The organism is Methylobacterium sp. WL1, from assembly GCF_008000895.1.
Lineage (GTDB): Bacteria > Pseudomonadota > Alphaproteobacteria > Rhizobiales > Beijerinckiaceae > Methylobacterium.
Map to the genome: position 1 here is coordinate 3,420,259 of NZ_CP042823.1, position 18,142 is coordinate 3,438,400.

The following is an 18,142-nucleotide window of genomic DNA, read 5'->3' on the forward strand; positions in this document are numbered from 1 at the left end:
TCGACGGGTGGAGATACTTCGACGGACACAGGAGAGCGACGTGGCAGCCCGCGCCAACTGGAAAGGTCATCTTCGACTGTCCCTCGTCTCCTGTGCGGTCGGACTGTATCCGGTGGTCAGCTCTTCGAGAGAGCTGAAGTGCCATACGATCAACCGCGAGACCGGAAACCGCCTCAAGCAGCTCATGGTCGACTCCGTGACCGGCGACACCGTCGAGCGCGACGATCAGGTGAAGGGCTGCGAGATCGCCAAGGACGAACTCGTCCCCGTTGAGGATGACGAGCTCAGCGAGATCGCCCTGGAGAGCACGCACACCATCAACATCGAGACCTTCTGCCGGCGCGCGGAGGTCGACGAGCGCTACCTCGACAAGCCGTATTACCTCGCGGCCGAGGACAAGGTCTCGCGGGAGGCTTTCGCCGTGATCCGGGATGCGATGAAGAAGAAGGGCATGGCCGGGCTCGGCCGCATCGTCATCTACAAGCGCGAGCGGATCGTCCTGCTCGAACCGTACGGCAAGGGCCTGCTGGCCACGCTGCTGCGCTATCAGGACGAGGTTCGATCGCCGACGGCCTACTTCGAGGACATGCCCGACGGTGATCCAACAGCCGAGATGCGAGCGCTCGCCGAGGAGCTGATCACGCGCGCGACGCGGACGTTCGATCCGTCGAAGTTCGAGGACCGCTACGAGGAGGCGCTGATCGCATTGGTCAAGGGCAAGGCGCCCAAGGCACCGAAGGGCAGGGGGCGGGCAAAGGCCGGGGCCGCGAGTTCCGGCAACGTCGTGAACCTGATGGAAGCCCTCAAGCGCAGCATCGACGCCGAGAAGAGCGGCAAGCCGGCGAAACCGTCGCGTCGGAAAACATCGAGTTCCGAGCGCTCGAACTCAGCCCCGAAACGCGCGCCGGCCAAGACCGCTTCGGAGAAGGCGCGGAAAGCGGCGTGACCGACACGCACGCCCGACGTCCAGTGGGCCTGGTGCGCGCGGCACGCAAGGAACGGCGCGCGCGGCTACCGTGCGCGATGCCGAAATCGCCGCCAATCCGGGGAACATCGTCGAGACGCTCGAGGGCAGAGGCATCCGCGTCGTTCGACTCGTGCACGCCGCGGAGCACCCCCGGGGCGTGGAAGCGGGACCAACTCACGATCTCGACCGTGGCCCGTAGCGATCCCACCCGGCGCCCGCTGCGTCCGTCGCCACGGTCTTCAAGCGGCAAGGACACCTGCCGCGTCGTCGGAACTCGGCTGTCCCGTCGGATGCGTTAACACCGATCCGAGACCGGGGGCCACGTTCTGGACGTCGCTCGCTTCTCGGGCCATCGCCGTGGCGAGGAGCTGCGCACGCCCAGCCCAACGATCCCGTTCGATCCGCAGGGCATCGCACTGATCCTCGCTCGATGCCAACGCGACTTGCAACGCGTCGATCTCAGTCCGAAGATCGCTCGTGCGCTGCCGCTCACTGGCCAGAGCGGCCTTGAGTATATTCAATGCCGCGGCGGTTGCTCCCTTCGACGAGCGTCTCACGTCGCCAGCGGGACGGGATTGCGGCCCCGCGTTCGTGAAGGCACCGCTTTGCTTTTCGTCCGCCGGCGTCGACATCCGAGTCGCTGCGGCATCCGGTCGAAGCTGCGCGATTTCCGCTTTCAGTTGCTCGACATCGAGTCCTGCCGGGGGGCCGGCATCGGTTGGCCCGACCAAAGGAGCGGTGGCGAGGGAGGTCGGCAGCCCCTCCTCCTCCAAGACCAACTCGTGCAGCATGGCGAACACGGCATCGCCGTCCAGCCTGGACAGGTCAAAACCACTCTCAGCCGCAAGTTGGTTGAACTGCGCCTGCCCTCCGGCCGACTGCCCGACGAAGGCCATCGACCAATTGGCAAAGCCGCGGGACTCCGTCGGGCCGCACTGAAGAACCGTCACGTCCCCATGACGATCATCGCACTGGATCCGCTCGAAGGTCTCTTCGACCCCCCGGCGCGGGCCTTCGAGGACTTGAGCGAAGGCGCCGGCGTTGAACATCAGCGCGCCGGTCACCTCGGATCGATCGTTGTTTCGCTGCGACGCGGCCAGGATCTGACTGACGGTGGCTGTCAGCTCGGCCTCGGTTCCTTGGAACAGGTTCTTGCTGGCATAGACCAAGCGGTAGAGTTCGCTCATGGGATTGTCCGACGGATAGGGTGGATCAACGGTGTGGACGGTAGTTCGCAAGGAACTGCAGCAGATCGTCAGCGGGTATCGGCCTGCTGATGAGGTAGCCTTGAACGTCGGTGCAGCCTTCGTCGCGGATGCGCTGCATCTGCTCCGGCGTCTCGACGCCTTCGGCGACCGTGGTCATGCCCAGGCTCTTGCCGAGGCCGGCGATCGCGCGAATGATCGCGTCACCGTCGGGCTTGCTCGACAGATCTTTCACGAACGACCTGTCGATCTTGATCTTATCGAACGGGAAACTGCGCAGGTAACTCAGGGACGAGTAGCCGGTGCCGAAATCGTCCATGGAGACACGGACCCCGAGTTCGCGCAGACGATGCAGCGTTTGCAAGGTCTTCTCGCTCTCCTGCAGAAGCACCCCCTCGGTGATCTCCACCTCCAGCCGCTTCGCTGACAAACCTGAACTGGCAAGGGCCGAGATGATCGTCTCGACCAAACGGTCACTCTTGAACTGAGCCGGCGACACGTTCACCGCGACGGACATCCCTGCGGGCCAAGTCGTCGCATCGCGGCAGGCCTGACGAATGACCCACTCGCCGATCGGTACGATCAGGCCGATTTCTTCGGCGAGCGGAATGAAATCGAGCGGCGACACCGAGCCACGCTCGGGATGCTTCCAGCGGATCAGAGCTTCGCAGCCGATCAGCCTGTCATCGTCCAGCTGTAACTGTGGTTGGTAGTGCAGCTGAAACTCGCGGCGGGCCAGCGCCTGACGCATGTCGAGTTCGAGCTGACGGCGCGCTTGCATGCGCGCATCCATTTCAGGTTCGAAGAAGCGGTATGTCCCGCGCCCGTCAAGCTTGGCCCTGTACAAAGCGAGGTCGGCGTTCTTCAAGAGCTTGTCGGCACTTTCCCCGTCTGCGGGCGCGAGGGCTACGCCAACACTGGCCCCGATCGTCAGGAGGTGGCCATCGACCATGTAGGTGCGGCCGATCAGATCGACGATGCGCCGGGCCAGCGCTTGTGTATTCCCGGCCTCACGGATGTCGGTTTGCAGGATGACGAACTCGTCGCCCCCGATGCGGGCCACGGTGTCTGTGGGCCTGACGGTGGAGCGCAGGCGATCGGCAACCTTCGCGAGCAGTGCGTCGCCGACCGGGTGGCCGAGCGTGTCGTTGACCGGCTTGAACCGATCGAGGTCGATGAGAAGCAGTGCGCACGCCTCGCCGCTGCGCTGCAAGCGCGCCAGAGCCTCGGCCAGACGTTCACGCAAGAGGAGGCGGTTCGGCAAGCCAGTGAGGGGATCGAGGCGCGCCATCTCGTCGGCTCGCGCCTCGCTCGCCTTGCGTGCGCTGACATCCTCCAGCGTTGCGATCCAGCCTCCATCCGCGATAGGACAGAGTTCGATCTGAAGCGTACGATCCTGGCCCGTCACCTCGAAAGACACCGCCGTCTGAAGATCCAGCGCATGCCGCAGCGACTGAAATATTGCGCGACGCGTCAACGCGGTCCCGCGAGATAAAGCGCGGAACAACGAAATCGCAGACAGCTCGATTGTCAGTTCGACGCTCAGGCTTGTCAGGAGAAGCTTGGCTGGGACGTTGAAGCCGATGACATATCCGGACCGGCCGATCATGAGCAGGCCGTGTCGAATGACGTCGAGGTAGTGGTTGGGCGTCATGCGGGAAGCCGCACCTGAGTCCGGTCGCGTCGCCGGCACCGGTATTTTGGGTTGCACTGCGCCGAGGTGGTGCAGGTCAGCATTCATCACGCAATGGCCCTGTCAGAAACGCCTTGAAAGTACAGGTCGTCTAAAATCAGGACGGATATAAGCAGTGAATCTTTAATTCGAGGTTTATGCCCTTCGAAATATATCGAAGCATTCCAGATCGAGTCCAAGACCAGCTACTGATCTAAGTTAATCCGCGACAATGTGTAACCGCGCCCCGGAATAGGCGACCTGTCCTAAACGTGTGACGGTCGCTGATCCCATCGGCTTTTTATCGATCCGCCGACGTATAGTGCGAGTCGTCAAAAGCAGATCCTTACTCATGTCGAATATGTGAGGGCCTACAAATCAATCAAACTTCCCATTCGTGCCATGGATAGTTCGATCGAAGTTGTGACCGCGGCGACGCCGTCGGAGGCCGGCACCGGACCCGACGCATCGGTGAAGGAGGCATCCGCTTGTCTGGTCGACGATCGCCGGATCGGGCCAGCGACTTTCGCCCAAGTTCGGTCTGCGGTCAGGCGGATTTTGGCAGCTCGCCGACTTCGATGGAGGCGTTCTCGTGAGCGGCTTCGGAAATGGCATCCCGGGCGATCTTTACGGTCACACCCATCACGTGCCGTCGCAGAAGACGGGACAAGCGAGCGGCTTTGCGAACCTTCAAAGCGTCCATGATCGCGTGGTGATCGCTCACCGCGGCGAGCCAGTTCTCCGGGCTCTTGCGAGCCACAAATCGGAACGCCCGCGTCCGCGTCAGGATCTGCATGTAGCTGGCTGTCAGCGTGGCGTTTCCGGCCGCGGACACGAGGGTCTCGTGGAAGCTGCGGTTCGCCTGCAGGTATGTCGGCTCGTCCTCGGCGGCGTGAGCGCGCATCATATGATCGTGGATGGCGCCCAAGCGCGCCAGGTCCTCATCGCTGGCATGTTTGCAGACCAATTCACCCGCGAGCGCCTCAAGCGCCGCCATCACGGGGAACAGCTCGTCGATCTCCTCCGGGCTGACGTTCGCCACGATGGCGCCGCGCCGGGGCAGCAGCTGGAGCATGCCTTCCGAAGCCAGGACCTTCAGCGCTTCTCGCAACGGCGTACGCGAGACCCCGAACCGCTGGCAGAGCGCTTGTTCCGGGACCTTGTCGCCGGGCCGCAGCACGCCAGCGATCACCATCTCGCGAATGCCGGCAACGAGCATGTCGTGGAGGTTGGTCCGGATGAGGTTCGTCGGCTGCATCATCGCGATCGTCAGATGGTCTCTATGCCCTACCGTTTCATATCGGACCTGCGCCCCCGGCAACATTTTTCGGTGGCCGCATCGAGCTAAACCGCGTTCCCGGGCGCCACCGTCGGCGACAGACTGGACGTCGCCTCGCTCCCTGTGACCTCATCCCGCGGCAGGCCCCGCCAAGCCAGGACCGCGCCGACCAGCAGCAAGGCGATCGAGCCGACGAACGGCAGGGCATAGCTTCCCGAGAGCTGGGCGATCACGCCGAACGCCAGCGGCGAGACGATGCCGGCGATTGCCGACCCGGTGTTCATGATGCCGCTGGCGGTGCCGGCATGCTTCGGCGCCACGTCCATCGGGATTGCCCAGATCGGGCCGACCGTCAATTCAAGGAAGAAGAACGCGCCGCTCAGACAGAGTGCGACGACCGCGAGTTCGTGGACGAAGAGCACCGGGAGCAAGCAGACCATCGAGCCGAGCAGGCTCACGACGATCACCGTGCGACGCGCCCGCGCGAGGTCGTTGGTACGGCGATAGATGCGGTCGGCCCAGATGCCGCCCATGGCGTCGCCGACGACACCGGCGCCGAACACACCGAAGGCGAAGAACGCAGACTCCTTGATATTAAGGCCCTGCGCCTTGACGAAGTAGCTGGGCAGCCATGTCACGTAGAGCCACAGCGTCCAATTATAGCAGAAGTACACCAGCGTCGTCGGCAGCATGCGGCGCAGGAGGGCCGCCCAAGGGGTGGGTTCCGACGATTCACCGGCCGACTTGCGCGGCGCCGGCAACTCCGCCAGCTCCTCCGGCGTGCAGCCCGGATGGTCACTCGGCTCATCTCGGAAGTACAGGGCCCAGACGACAATCCAGCACAGGCTCACCGCCGCGAGCGCGATGAAGGTGCCCCGCCAACCAAAATAGGCAGCCATGAGGACGACCAGTGGCGGCGTCACGGTGTTGGCCAACCGCGAGCAGGAATGGACGACACCCTGCGCATAGCCGCGCTCAGCCGTCGGAACCCAGCGTGTCATCGCGGTGGTCGCGGCGGGGAAGGTCGCGCCCTCACCGACGCCCAGAAGCAGGCGGGCGAGGACGAGGGAGAGCAGGCCGCCGACGAACCCGGTCAGCAGCGTTCCGACGGTCCACACGATCCCGCACAGGACCAGGGTCCGACGCGCGCCGAGCCGGTCGGCGGTCATTCCGCCCAGGACCTGGAACAGCGCGTAGGTGTAGCCGAACGAAGAGAGGGCAAAGCCCAGCTCCACGTTGTTCAGGTGTAGGTCGGCCGCCATCAGCGGCGCCAACGTCGAGAGGTTCACCCGATCGACGTAAGTGATGAAGTAGACCAGGCACAGCAGCGCGAAAACGCGCCCCCGGGTCGTCGTGAACGTGCGGCGCAAGGCGTGCGTGACGCCGCCGGATCCTAGGCTCATCGGCTGTTCCTCCCGTGAGCGCGGTTGGCTCCGCACCCATCGCATGTCGCTGCTTGTCTCGGCTCAGACTGCGCGCAGGCGTCAAACCCCGCAAGATGAATTCTGCACGCAAAATGCATTTTATGCGTGACGCCCAGAATTTCGTTGCACGCGCCGAAAATCGCCTTATGCATGCAGAATTCAAAAAGCGACGCCTTGGATGCGTCGCGGGAGGAGAGCCCTGAATGGATGAGATCGGCCGTTCCGACGATCGCTCGGCTCAGGCGCTGGAGGATGAGGTTGCTACCGCACCCGTCCGGCCGCTGCCGCTCGCAGGCCTGCGCGTTCTCGACGTCACGCAGGTGATGGCGGGTCCGTTCTGCAGCATGCTGCTGGCGGATCTCGGCGCCGACGTCATCAAGATCGAACCACCCGGCACGGGCGACCAGACCCGCGGCGCGATGGGGTTCAAGATGAAGGGGCCCGACAGCATGGGCTTCCTCAACATGAACCGGAACAAGCGCAGCATCGCGATCAACCTGAAGAGCGAGGCCGGCCGCGCGTTATTCATGACGCTCGTGGCCACCGCCGATATTCTGGTCGAGAACTACCGTCCGGGCGTGATGAAGAAGCTCGGGCTCGGTTACGACGTGCTGCGCGCGCACAATCCGCGTCTGATCTATGCCAGCATCTCGGGCTTCGGTCAGTCCGGTCCCTGGGCGATGCGGCCGGGCTACGATCTGATGGCTCAGGCGATGTCCGGGGTGATGAGCGTGACCGGCCATCCCGGCGGGCCGCCGGTCAAGGCGGGCGTGCCGGTAGCCGATATCGGCTGCGCCTTGTTCTGCGTCTACGGGATCCTGAGCGCGTATATCGGCCGGCAGACGAGCGGCGAAGGCCAGTACATCGACGCGTCGCTGTTCGACTCCGCCCTGGCGTTCTCGATCTGGGACATCTCGGAATACTGGGGTACCGGCCGCATCCCGAAGCCGCTCGGCACCGCGAACCTGATGAGCGCCCCCTATCAGGCCGTGCGCGCTTCGGACGGCTACTTCGTCATGGGCGCGACCAACCAGAAGCTCTGGCGGCTGCTATGCGAGGTGCTTGCGCGGGCCGACCTCGTCGATGACCCGCGCTTCGTCGACATCCCGGCCCGACTCGCCAACCGCGACGTGCTGATTGGCGAGTTGGAGAAGAGCTTTGCCGAACGGACCGCCGAGGAATGGGTGACCCACCTGCTCGCGGTCGGCATTCCGGCCGGCCGGATGAACACCTATCCGGAAGCGTTCGAAAGCGAGCACGGCCGCCATCGTGAGATGCGGATCGAGGTCCCGCATCCCAATGAGGGTAGCGTCCCCAACATCGGTTTCCCTGTGAAGTTCTCGGGCACACCGCCCCGCACCCGGATGCATGCACCGCTTCTGGGCGAGCATACGGAGAGCCTGCTCCGGGAACTCGGTCTCGGCGAAGACGAAACCGAGGCGCTGCGCGCGGGAGGCGCGTTCGCACCGTGAGCGCGTGCGAGCGGGAGGGCGCAGTCCGCTATCGCGCCGAGGACGGCATCGCCCACCTGACCTTCGACCGGCCCGCCGCGCGCAACGCGATGACGTGGCGGATGTACGAAGACCTGGCCGACGGCCTCGCCCGGATCGAGGCTGACCCGGCGATCCGCATTGCGGTCCTGCGCGGGACTGGCGGCAAAGCTTTTGTTGCCGGCACGGACATCGAACAGTTCGTGGGGTTCACCGGGGAGGACGGGGTGGCCTACGAGGCGCGGATCGACGCGTATGTCACTGGACTGGAACGCGTGCGCGTCCCGACAATCGCCGTCATCGAGGGTCTGGCAGTCGGCGGTGGCCTCGCGATCGCCAATGCGTGCGACCTGCGCGTGGCCACACCGGGTGCGCGGTTCGGCGTTCCGATCGCCCGCACCCTCGGCAATTGTCTGTCGCCCGCGAACTTGCGTCGCCTGACGGCGACGCTGGGTCTGAGCACCGTCAAGCGCATGCTTCTGCTCGCCGACATGCCGACGGCCGAGAGCCTGGAGCCGCTCGGCTACCTCGCCGCGATCGAGAGTCCCAAGACCCTCGACGCTCGTGTGGTGGAGCTCTGCCAGCGCCTGCTCGGTCATGCCCCGGTGACCATGCGCGTCACCCGGGAGATGCTGACTGCGCTCGCCCTCGATCCCGATGCCGACGGCAGCGCCGGTATCCGAACCTGCTACGGCAGCCGGGATTTCGCCGAGGGCGTTCGAGCCTTCCTCGACAAGAAGCCAGCGGTTTGGTCGGACGCCTGACGTCGGGTCTCTCATCCAACAGTCAGCACGGCTCGTCCGCGACGGCACTGGAAGAGGACACGACATGCCCCTTCGGCAGGGACGGCATTTTCTCAACATCCCCGGCCCAAACCGGTGCCCGAGCGTGTTCTCCAGGCGATGGACCGACAGGCGATCGATCACCGGGGCCGGAATTCGGCCGGCTGGATCGGGAGATGCGCGAAGGTTGCAGGGCGGTCTTCCGGACCGATGGACCGGTCGTTCCGTTTTTGGCTCCGAAACGGGGGCGTGGGACGCGACGATCGTCAACACGCTCTCGCCGGGCGCCCGAGTGTTGATGTCCGAGATCGGGCATCTCGCCACGCTGTGGAGCAAAATGGCCGCCCAATGAGGGATCGCAGTTGAGTTGGTACCGGGCGACTGGCGCCACGGTGCGGACCCGGCCAACGTCGAGGCCACGCGCGCCGAGGACACGCTCGCCGAGGACACGGCGCACGCGATCAAGGCTGTTATCGTCGCCGGTCATTCGGCTTTGCGCCCTTGTCGGACGCCGAACGAGCCAGAGCGCTCGGTTGGAAGCAGACGCTCGCGGGCAGGATGGTCAGTCTCAGCACGCTGGCGCTATCCTTGCGTCGGGCCAGCTTGCCCCCAGACGCGAGAGCTGACCAATCATGGCTGTCACAGACCAAGCGCTCGCCTGGACGCAGCTGTTCGGAGACCTCGACCGCAGCGGCTTGGCGCTGCACTTTCAGATCCGCCGGGCAATCGTCACCGCCATCGAACGGGGCCTGTTCACCGCGCAGGCCCGACTACCGTCAACACGCCAGTTGGCGACGCTGCTCGGGGTTGCCCGGAACACGGTGGTGAACGCCTACCAGCAATTGATCGACGAGGGATTTCTGGTCGCCCACGAACGCAGCGGCATCTTCCTGGCACCGGACCTGGCCGTCTCCCAGGCAACCGCGGCCCCCGGCGGCCGGACCATCGATTGGTCGGAGCGCCTCGCGCTTCGGCCTGCGCGGCTACGACAGATCACCAAGCCCCGGGACTGGCTCGACTACCCCTATCCCTTCCTGTTCGGCCAGTTCGATCCGTCCCTGTTCCCGGCCAATGATTGGCGCGAGAGCGTGCGGGCCGCCTCCGGCGTGTCCGAGATCAACGCCTGGGCGGGCGACTTGATCGACGAGGACGACCCCGCCCTGGTCGATCAGCTGCGCCTGCAGGTACTGCCCCGGCGGGGCATCTTCGCGAGCGCGGACGAGGTGATGGTCACGATCGGCTCGCAACAGGCGCTTTCGCTGCTGATCCAGCTGCTGGTCGGCCGCAACACCCCGGCGGGCGTCGAGGACCCCTGTTATCCCGATACCCGCAACATGCTGACGCTGGCCACCGACGACCTGGCGACACTCGCCATCGACCGGCAGGGGGTCGTGCCGGATGCGACCTTCGCCAGCCGGCGCGTCGCCTTCGTCACCGTGGGCCATCAGTGCCCGACGACGGCGGTCATGCCGCTGGAGCGACGCCGCGCCCTCTTGGAGGCCGCGCGGCGCCACGACGTCGTCCTGGTGGAGGACGATTACGAGGCCGACCTCGCGCTGGCGGACGAGATCCCCGCGCTCAAGAGCCTCGATGCAGACGGGCGCGTTGTCTATGTCGGCAGCTTCTCGAAGGTGTTGGCCCCGGGCCTGCGCGTTGGCTACGTGGTGGCACCCCGGGCCGTGATCGCCGAGTTGCGCGTGCTGCGGCGGCTGATGCTGCGCCACCCGCCGTCGAACAATCAGCGCGCCACCGCGATGTTCGTGGCGCTCGGGCATTACCGCACGCACCTCCGCCGGACAGCCAGCGTGCTGGAGGAGCGCGCGTCGCGCATTGCCGGTTTGCTGCCCCGCCTCATGCCCCGGTTCAGCTGGCGGCGCGATCCGGGAGCCACAAGCTTCTGGATGAAGGGACCGGCAGGCCTCGATGCCCGGGATCTCAGTCTGCGCGCCCGTGCCCGCGGCGTCCTGATCGAGCCGGGCGACATCTTCTTCGCCGATCCGGATGCCGGCCGGGCTTGTTTCCGGCTGGGCTTCGCCTCGATCCGCACCGATCGGATCGAGGCGGGGCTCACCCACCTGTCGGAGCTGATCGGCCCGGCGGGCGCTCCGCTGTCACAGAGGATGGCCGAGCAGGTCTGAGACCGCCTGCACCACGCTCGTGATCGCCACGGTACAGAGGAGCAGGATCGACAACGCCCGATGGCCGCGGCCGGCGCCGCGCTGGAGGAGCGCCTCGCCGACGCGGCTTCCGGCGACGATGAGCGGGATGCCGATCGCCACCGGGATCGCCAGGGATACCCCGAGGAGGCCCGCGGTCGCGAGGCTGACGGCGCTGGCGATCGACGTGGCGAGGAAGAACACCAGCAACGAGGCGCGCCCCTGCTGAGGCGAGAGCGGCGTCGCGAGATAATAGGCGACCACGGGCGGGCCGGGCATCGCCGCGAGCCCGTTGCACAGGCCGGCCGCCAGCCCGACCACCAGCGTCGCGCCGCCGCGGGGCAGCACCACGAAACGGAAGCCCCGCACCAGCGCGACGGTTCCCCCACCGCAGATCAGCGCGATGCCGAGCCGCGCGACGTCGGGGCTCGCCGCTGCGAGCGCGGCCACGCCCAGCGGCGATCCGACCACCGCACCGGCGACGAGCCAGCCGAGCGAGGGCCAGTGGCAGGTCCGGCGCGCCCGGGGCAGGTCGGACAGGCTTGCGCAGAACTGAAGGGCGACGGCGAGCGGGACGCATTGGCTCGGCGGCAGCGAGAAGCCCAGCAGCGGCACGGCCGCCAGGGCGAATCCGAAGCCCGTGAAGCCGCGGATCAACGCCGCCGCGAAGACCGCCGCCGCGATGGCGACCAGGGTCCCCGGCTGGGGCGCGGCCGCCAGCAGGGCGGGAACGGCTTCCATCGCCTCAGCGCATGTCGACCACGATTGTCTTCTTGCGGGTGAAATGCTCCAGCATCGCCTCGAGGGAGGCTTCCTTGCCGAGGCCGGACTTCTTGAACCCGCCGTAACTCAGGTTCGGCTGGATCGTCAGGTTCTGATTGACCTGGACATAGCCTGCATCGAGCGCGTGCGACACTCGCAGCGCACGACGCAGGTCGGTGGTCCACACTGTCGCGGCGAGGCCGAAATCCCCGGCATTCGCCGCCTCCAGAACGGCCTCCTCGTCGGAGAACGGCACGATGCAGGCGACCGGCCCGAAGATCTCGTCGCGCATGAGCGGGCTGTCCTCGGTAAGACCGGTGAACAGGACCGGCTCGACGAAGAGGCCTCCGGCGAGCTCCGCCGCTTCGGGGAGGGTTCCGCAACGCACGGCCTGCGCGCCCGGGGTCGCCTCGCCCTGCGCGATGTAGTCCATGATCTTGGCACGCTGCCGGGCGTTGATGACGGTGCCGATATCGGTCGCCTCGTCGAGCGGGTCGCCCATCCGGAGGTTCGAGACGGCAGCGGCCAGCCGCTCCACGAACGGGTCGTGCAGGTCCGCATCGACGTAGATCCGGCTCGACGCGGTGCAGCTCTGACCCTGGCGGGTAAAGCGCATGCCGGCCACTGCGCCCGCGACGGCCCGGTCGAGATCGGCGTCGGCGAAGACCAGCATCGGGCTCTTGCCGCCGAGCTCCAAGCTCACCGGGATCAGCTTGTCGGCGGCCTCCCGGTAGATCGCCTCACCCACCGCCTGCGAGCCCGTAAAGGTGACCTTGGCGACGTCGGGGTGGCGGACCAGCGGCGCCCCGCATCCGGCTCCGGTGCCACAGATCACGTTGAGGACGCCGGGCGGCAGGAGCTCCGCCAGCAGGCGCGCGGCCTCGATCGTCGCGAAGGGAGCCTCCTCGGAGGCCTTCACCACCACGGTGTTGCCCGCCACCAGGGCCGGGCCGATCTTGAGCGCCATCAGCACGAGGGGCACATTCCAGGGCAGGATCGCCGCCACCACGCCCAGGGGCTCCCGGGTGGTCAGCGCCAGCATGTCCGGGCTGAACGGCAGCGTCTCGCCTTTGAGTTCCGTGGCGAGGCCGCCGAACATCGCGAGGATGTCGGCGGCGGTGGCGATCTCGGGTCGGCATTCGGTGCGGATCGCCTTGCCGGTCTCGGCGGCGAGGAGCGGGGCGAGGTCCGGGGACGCCGCCGCGATCCGGCGCCCGCCCTCGGCGACCAGCCGCCCGCGCTCGCGCGCCGGCACCCGCGCCCAGGCCTTTCCGGCGGCGCGGGCGGCCGCGACCGCCGCCTGGACATCCGCCGGGCCGGCCGCCGGCGCCTGCCCCAGTGCGTCGCCGGTCGCCGGATCGAGAACAGTCAGGCATGTGCCGTCCACCGGGCCCACCAGCGCGTTCCCGATCAGGTGGCGTCCCGCAAGCGAGGCCAGGAGGTCGCGCGCGTTCCCAGGAAGGCGCGCCCTGCCGCGCGTCAGGCTCTCGGGTTCGTTCGACATGGGCGGGTCACTCGCGATCGGACTCGGGCGTCCCGCCGTCGATAAAACCGGTGCGGGCGCCGCGACAGGTCCAGGCGGCGGCGAGTGAGCGGACCAGGGCACTATCCAGGCGCCGTCAGGCCTTGCCCTTCCAGGGCACCAGCGCGCGTTCGAGCCGCCGCAGGCCGAACTCGAAAAGGGCTGCGAACAGGCCGATCAGCAGGATGCCCATCACCACCACGTCGGTGCGCAGGAAGTTCGAGGCGTTGAGGACGAGCTGGCCGAGCCCGGCCTGGGCCGCCACCATCTCGGCGGCGACCAGGGTGGTCCAGCCGACGCCCATGCCGATCCGCAGGCCGATCAGGATCTCCGGCATCGCGGCCGGGAACACCACGTAGCGGAGCACTTGCCAGCGGCTCGCCCCGAGTGCGCGCGCCGCGTTGATCTGGTCGACAGAGGCCGAGAGCACGCCCGATCGGGTCGCCAAGGCCACCGGGGCGAAGCAGGCCAGGACGATCAGCAGCACCTTCGACAACTCGCCGATCCCCAACCAGATGATCATCAGCGGCAGGTAGGCCAACGGCGGCAGCGGCCGGTAGAACTCGATCAGCGGGTCGAGGATGCCGCGGGCGATCCGGCTCATGCCCATGGCCAAACCGGCCGGGACACCCAGCAGCGTTGCGAGCCCGAAGGCGCCGAGGACGCGCAAGAGGCTGTCGCGCACGTGAAGGCCGAGGGGGGCGCCGTCGAGTTCGCCGTTCCAGGCCTGCCCGAGGGCCGTCAGGACCGCCTCCGGCGGCGGCAGGAACAGCGGTTTGATCCAGCCGACATGGGTCGCGACCGCCCAGAGACCGAGGCAGGCCAGCACGGTGGCCAGACTGATGATCGGCACCAGCGACTCGTCGCGGCGGCCACGGCGCCCGGGGCGAGAGCGCGACGCCTCGGGAACCGCCGCGTCGAGGGGAAGGCCGCTCATCGGGAGCCTCCGAACGCCGGTTCGATCCGGTGATGGATGCGCCCGAGCACGCGCTCGCGCACGGCGATGAAGTCGGGATCCGACTTGACCGCCCGCGCCGCCCGCCCGGCCACGACCGCGCGCGAAAAGGGCAGGTCGATCGTCTCGACGATGCGGCCCGGCCGCGGGCTCATGATCAGGAGCTTGGTGGCCAGGAACACCGCCTCCTCGACGTCGTGCGTGATGAAGAAGGCCATCTTGCCGGTCCGGTGCCAGACTTGGAGGATCAGCTCCTGGACCTGCTCGCGCGTGAATGCATCCAGGGCGCCCAGCGGCTCGTCCATCAGCAGGGCGCGCGGGTCACTGGCCAGCGCCCGGGCGATGCCGACCCGCTGCTGCATGCCGCCCGAGAGCTCGTAGGTCTTCCGGTCCGCGAACTCGGCGAGACCGACCAGCTCAAGCATGGCGAGGGCGATCCGGTGCCGCTCCGGGCGCGCAACGCCGCGCATCTTGGGACCGAAGGCCACGTTCTCGGCCACGCTCAGCCAGGGCATCAGCGCGTGGCGCTGGAACACCACCCCCCGGTCGGCCCCCGAACCCCGGACCGGCACCCCGTCCAGCAGGATGCTACCCTCGGTCGGTTCAAGGAAGCCGGCCATCGCCGAGAGCAGGGTGGTCTTGCCGCAGCCTGAGGCGCCGAGCGCCACCACGAACTCCCCCGGCCGGATCGTGAGGTTCACCTGCGAGAGGGCGACGATGCCGGTCTCGCCCTCCCCGTAATGGACGCTGAGGTTGCGGATCTCGATCATGGATCTCTCCGGCTTCGCCGCGGGCTATTGTCCGGCCGCCGCCACGTAATCGCCGGTGACGAACCGGCCGTAATCGGGTGCCAGCGCCTGCACGCGCCCCTGCGCCTTCAGGAACTCCGCGGTCTCCGTCAGGGCCCTGGCGGCCCCGCCGCCAAGCCAGGCCGGGGAGGCCTGCGCGTCGAGGGCCGGGAAGCGGTAGCTCGCGAGGCTCGCCGGCACCTCTGCGGGGGTCGCACCGGTGATCTTGGCCACCGCCTTCACCTCGCTTGAATCGGCAGCCCACGGCCGAGTCCTGTAGGCCGCGTCCTCGGCCGCGATCAGCTTCACCAGCGTGACGAGGAAGTCCCGGTTCTGTGCCGCCCAGGCCCGGTCGACCACGAGGCCGTCGAAGGTCGCCTTGCCTTTGCGGGCGATGTCGCCCGCCGAAATTAGCACCGTGCCGGACTTCTTCACGCGGGCCAGCACAGGGTCCCAGATGAAGGTCGCATCGATGTCGCCGCGCTCCCAGGCGGCGGCGATCTCGGGCGGCCGCATGTTGAGGATCGTCACGTCCTTCTGGCTCAGCCCGGCCTCCGCCAGCGCGGCGATCAGCTGATAGTGGGATGTCGAGACGAACGGCACCGCGACGGTCTTGCCACGCAGGTCGGCCACGGTTTTGACGCTGCTGCCGTTGCGCGCGACAAGCTGCTCGGCGTCGGCGATCTCGTCGAGAATCCAGAAGAGCTGGATGTCGAGTCCCTGGGAGGCCGCCGCAGCGATCGGGCTCGACCCCGCCTCTCCGATCTGGACGTTGCCCGACGCCATGGCGCGAATCACGTCGCCGCCGCCGCCGAACTTACGCCACGTCACGGTGTAGCCGGTGACCTTCTCGATGGCGCCCGAGGCCATCAGGGCCCGGAACGGGACCACCATGTCCTGGTGCGCGAAGGTGACGGATTTCTCGGCGGCCAGGGCGGGGTCAGGCGAGAGGATGCCGAGGAACAGCGGTGCCAGGGCCGCCAGAGCGGCTAAGATTGCTCGCGCGGCGGGGCGGGCTTTTGGTCGCGATTGTACGCTGTCCATGAGCATTCATCCCCTCCGGGACCCCGAATCGCTCCCGATGAGCGGTCCGACCGGAGGGTCCGACAAGGCAAGCTCCGTGCACAAGGGGCCAGACGATGCCTAAATCTCCCCCCGCATGGCTCCCCCGCGCCGGTCGCTCCCCAGGGCCGGCCAACTGGATGCGTCGTTGACACCGCTCTGGACCTCGCGAGGCTGACGGCGCCGGCGCTAGGTCGTGGCGACGACAGCCGCCCGCGGGCGAGCCAGGGGAGTGCGGTTCCATGAATGAAACGACGACCGAAGCGGAGCGCCACGCGGTGCTCGACAGCCTGTTCGAAGCCTTCAACCGCCACGATGCGGACGGGGTGATGGCCTGCTTCACGCCGAACGTGGTGTTCGATACCGCCGCCGGCCCGGAGGCGCACGGGCGCCGGCTGACCAGCCAGGACGCGGTGCGGGCGGCCTTCGTGGCCGTCTGGACCGACATGCCGGACGTGGCCTGGACGGTCACCCGCCACACCCTGGCGGGGGAGCGCGCCACGTCGGAATGGCTGTTCACCGGCACCCGGGCCGATGGCGGCCGGGTCGCCGTGGAGGGGGTCGACCTGTTCGTGTTCGAGGGAAGGCTGATCGCCCGCAAGAGCGCCTTCCGCAAGGACCGCCCGGTCCAGGCGGCCTGAGGGAGGCGGACCGTGAGCCTGACCCCCGATCCCGTGCCACGCCCGACCGGCGCGCCCTACGATCCGACCTACGATCCCCTGACCAGCGCGACCCCTGGCACGAACCGCGCCTACGCGCCGACCTACTGGGTGGCCACCGCCGGCCCTCCGCCGGAGGATGACGGCCCGATCACGGGCGACGTCGATGCCGACGTGGTGATCGTCGGCTCGGGCTTCACCGGCCTGTCCTGCGCCCTCAGCCTCGCCCGCGATCACGGCATCAAAGCCACCGTGCTGGAGGCCAACCGGGTTGCGTGGGGCTGCAGCACCCGCAACGGGGGCCAGGGCCAGAACGCGTCGGGCCGGCTCAGCCGCTCGCAATGGATCGCCCGCTACGGTCGGGAGACCGCGCTCCGGCTCCACGCCGAGATCCAGGACGGGTTCTCATACTTCTCCGACCTCGTCCGCGAATTCGACCCCGATCCGCAGCCTGGCGGCCACATCTACGTCGCCCATCGGGCGCGCACCTTCGCCAAGCTGGCAGCCGAATGCGAGGTCGCCAACGCGGTGTTCGGGTATCGCACCCGGATGCTCGGCCCGGACGAGTTGCGGCGCGACTGGCTCGACGAGGCCGGGGCGGTCGGTGCACTCCATGAGCCGTTGGGTATCGGCATCCACCCGGCGAAGTTCGCCTTCGGGTATCTCCGGGCCGCGCGGGCGGCGGGCGCGCGGATCCACCCCGCCAGCCCGGTGCTCGGGATCGACCGCGACGGCGCCGGATTCCGGGTGCGCACCCCCCACGGAACCGTTCGGGCCCGTGCAGTCGCGATCGCCACGGGGGGCTACACCAGCCAGGGACTGCACCCACGCCTGCGCAGCCGGATCATGCCGATCCTGTCCAATTCCCTGGTCACCCGCCCGCTGACGCAGGACGAGATCGCCGCGACGTTGCGGACCACCACCTTCGTCACGGACACCCGCACCCTGCGCTTCTACTACCGCCGGCTACCCGACAACCGGGTCCAGATCGGCAGCCGCAGCGCCATCACCGGGGCGGACGCGACCAACCCGCGCCACCTCCGCCTCCTGGTCGATGGCCTGCACCAGAAATTCCCGGCGCTCGAAGGCATTGCGATCGACTATTCCTGGTGGGGCTGGGTCGATGTCAGCCACGACATGATGCCCCGGATCGTTCAGCCGGAGCCGGACCAGCCGCTGTTCTACGCCCTGGGCTATGGCGGCAACGGCGTCTCGTTCTCCGCTCAGGCTGGCCGCCGGCTCGCCGGGCTGGTGGCAGGTCGCAAGCTCGCGGGTCTGCCGATCTTCGAGGGATCCTTGCCGAGCCACCCGTTCGCGCCATTCCGGCGTCTCGGGCAGCGGATGTTGTATCGCTGGTACCACCACCGCGACGAGGCGGCCTGACCCGGCTGTCTGCGGGAACGGATAACCCGGCCCTCT

At 67.6% G+C, this 18,142-nt stretch carries 15 protein-coding genes and 1 pseudogene; 7 read left to right on the top strand and 9 right to left on the bottom strand.

Annotated features, from left to right (window positions below; translation table 11 throughout):
* Window positions 1-40 precede the first annotated feature (40 nt).
* Window positions 41-946: a Ku protein gene (locus FVA80_RS16625; protein WP_147908147.1), complete on the top strand. Its 906-nt coding sequence runs from the start codon at window positions 41-43 to the stop codon at window positions 944-946.
* A 260-nt stretch (window positions 947-1,206) separates the two neighbouring features.
* Here the strand turns inward: FVA80_RS16625 and FVA80_RS16630 are convergent, their stop codons facing one another.
* The 4 genes from FVA80_RS16630 to FVA80_RS16645 all read right to left on the bottom strand — a co-directional run bounded on the left by FVA80_RS16630 (window position 1,207) and on the right by FVA80_RS16645 (window position 6,493).
* The gene (locus tag FVA80_RS16630; RefSeq protein ID WP_147908148.1) at window positions 1,207-2,154 is read right to left on the bottom strand and encodes a BLUF domain-containing protein; all 948 of its coding nucleotides are present in this window, start codon (window positions 2,152-2,154) and stop codon (window positions 1,207-1,209) included.
* Between the two features lie 25 nt (window positions 2,155-2,179).
* Window positions 2,180-3,826, bottom strand: coding sequence for an EAL domain-containing protein (locus FVA80_RS16635; protein WP_246691985.1), 1,647 nt, complete (start codon window positions 3,824-3,826; stop codon window positions 2,180-2,182).
* Window positions 3,827-4,391: 565 nt separating this feature from the next.
* A complete protein-coding gene (locus FVA80_RS16640; protein ID WP_147908150.1) occupies window positions 4,392-5,105 on the bottom strand; it encodes a GntR family transcriptional regulator in 714 nt (237 codons plus the stop codon).
* Window positions 5,106-5,188: 83 nt separating this feature from the next.
* Window positions 5,189-6,493, bottom strand: coding sequence for an MFS transporter (locus FVA80_RS16645; RefSeq protein ID WP_246691986.1), 1,305 nt, complete (start codon window positions 6,491-6,493; stop codon window positions 5,189-5,191).
* Window positions 6,494-6,750: 257 nt separating this feature from the next.
* Between FVA80_RS16645 and FVA80_RS16650 the strand changes: the two genes are divergently transcribed.
* From FVA80_RS16650 to FVA80_RS16665, 4 genes and pseudogenes are all read left to right on the top strand, one after another.
* Complete coding sequence (locus tag FVA80_RS16650) at window positions 6,751-8,019, top strand: CoA transferase (protein WP_147908152.1); 1,269 nt, start codon at window positions 6,751-6,753, stop codon at window positions 8,017-8,019.
* Entirely contained in the window at window positions 8,016-8,801 is a 786-nt protein-coding gene (locus FVA80_RS16655; RefSeq protein WP_147908153.1) for an enoyl-CoA hydratase, read from the top strand. Before FVA80_RS16650 ends, FVA80_RS16655 begins: the two co-directional genes overlap by 4 nt.
* 64 nt (window positions 8,802-8,865) lie before the next feature.
* Window positions 8,866-9,297: pseudogene (locus tag FVA80_RS31305) on the top strand (serine--glyoxylate aminotransferase); the annotation flags it as partial.
* Between the two features lie 154 nt (window positions 9,298-9,451).
* Window positions 9,452-10,957: a PLP-dependent aminotransferase family protein gene (locus FVA80_RS16665; protein WP_147908154.1), complete on the top strand. Its 1,506-nt coding sequence runs from the start codon at window positions 9,452-9,454 to the stop codon at window positions 10,955-10,957.
* Here FVA80_RS16665 and FVA80_RS16670 read toward each other — a convergent pair.
* From FVA80_RS16670 to tauA, 5 genes are all read right to left on the bottom strand, one after another.
* Complete coding sequence (locus FVA80_RS16670; RefSeq protein ID WP_147908155.1) at window positions 10,931-11,716, bottom strand: sulfite exporter TauE/SafE family protein; 786 nt, start codon at window positions 11,714-11,716, stop codon at window positions 10,931-10,933. The two genes, FVA80_RS16665 and FVA80_RS16670, sit on opposite strands and share 27 nt — an antisense overlap.
* Window positions 11,717-11,720: 4 nt before the next feature.
* Entirely contained in the window at window positions 11,721-13,241 is a 1,521-nt protein-coding gene (locus FVA80_RS16675) for an aldehyde dehydrogenase family protein (protein WP_147957847.1), read from the bottom strand.
* Between the two features lie 115 nt (window positions 13,242-13,356).
* A complete protein-coding gene (locus FVA80_RS16680) occupies window positions 13,357-14,196 on the bottom strand; it encodes an ABC transporter permease subunit (RefSeq protein WP_147911008.1) in 840 nt (279 codons plus the stop codon).
* Window positions 14,193-14,984, bottom strand: a complete 792-nt coding sequence (locus FVA80_RS16685; RefSeq protein ID WP_147957848.1) for an ABC transporter ATP-binding protein — start codon at window positions 14,982-14,984, stop codon at window positions 14,193-14,195. The genes FVA80_RS16680 and FVA80_RS16685 overlap by 4 nt, the downstream gene beginning before the upstream one ends.
* Before the next feature lie 24 nt (window positions 14,985-15,008).
* Window positions 15,009-16,046, bottom strand: a complete 1,038-nt coding sequence (tauA, locus tag FVA80_RS16690) for a taurine ABC transporter substrate-binding protein (protein WP_147908892.1) — start codon at window positions 16,044-16,046, stop codon at window positions 15,009-15,011.
* A 260-nt stretch (window positions 16,047-16,306) separates the two neighbouring features.
* Here tauA and FVA80_RS16695 point away from each other — a divergent pair, with 260 nt between their 5' ends.
* Complete coding sequence (locus FVA80_RS16695) at window positions 16,307-16,705, top strand: nuclear transport factor 2 family protein (RefSeq protein ID WP_147908893.1); 399 nt, start codon at window positions 16,307-16,309, stop codon at window positions 16,703-16,705.
* Between the two features lie 12 nt (window positions 16,706-16,717).
* Window positions 16,718-18,106 (top strand): FAD-binding oxidoreductase, encoded by a 1,389-nt coding sequence (locus tag FVA80_RS16700; RefSeq protein ID WP_187193386.1) that lies wholly within the window; start codon window positions 16,718-16,720, stop codon window positions 18,104-18,106.
* Window positions 18,107-18,142: the final 36 nt, after the last annotated feature.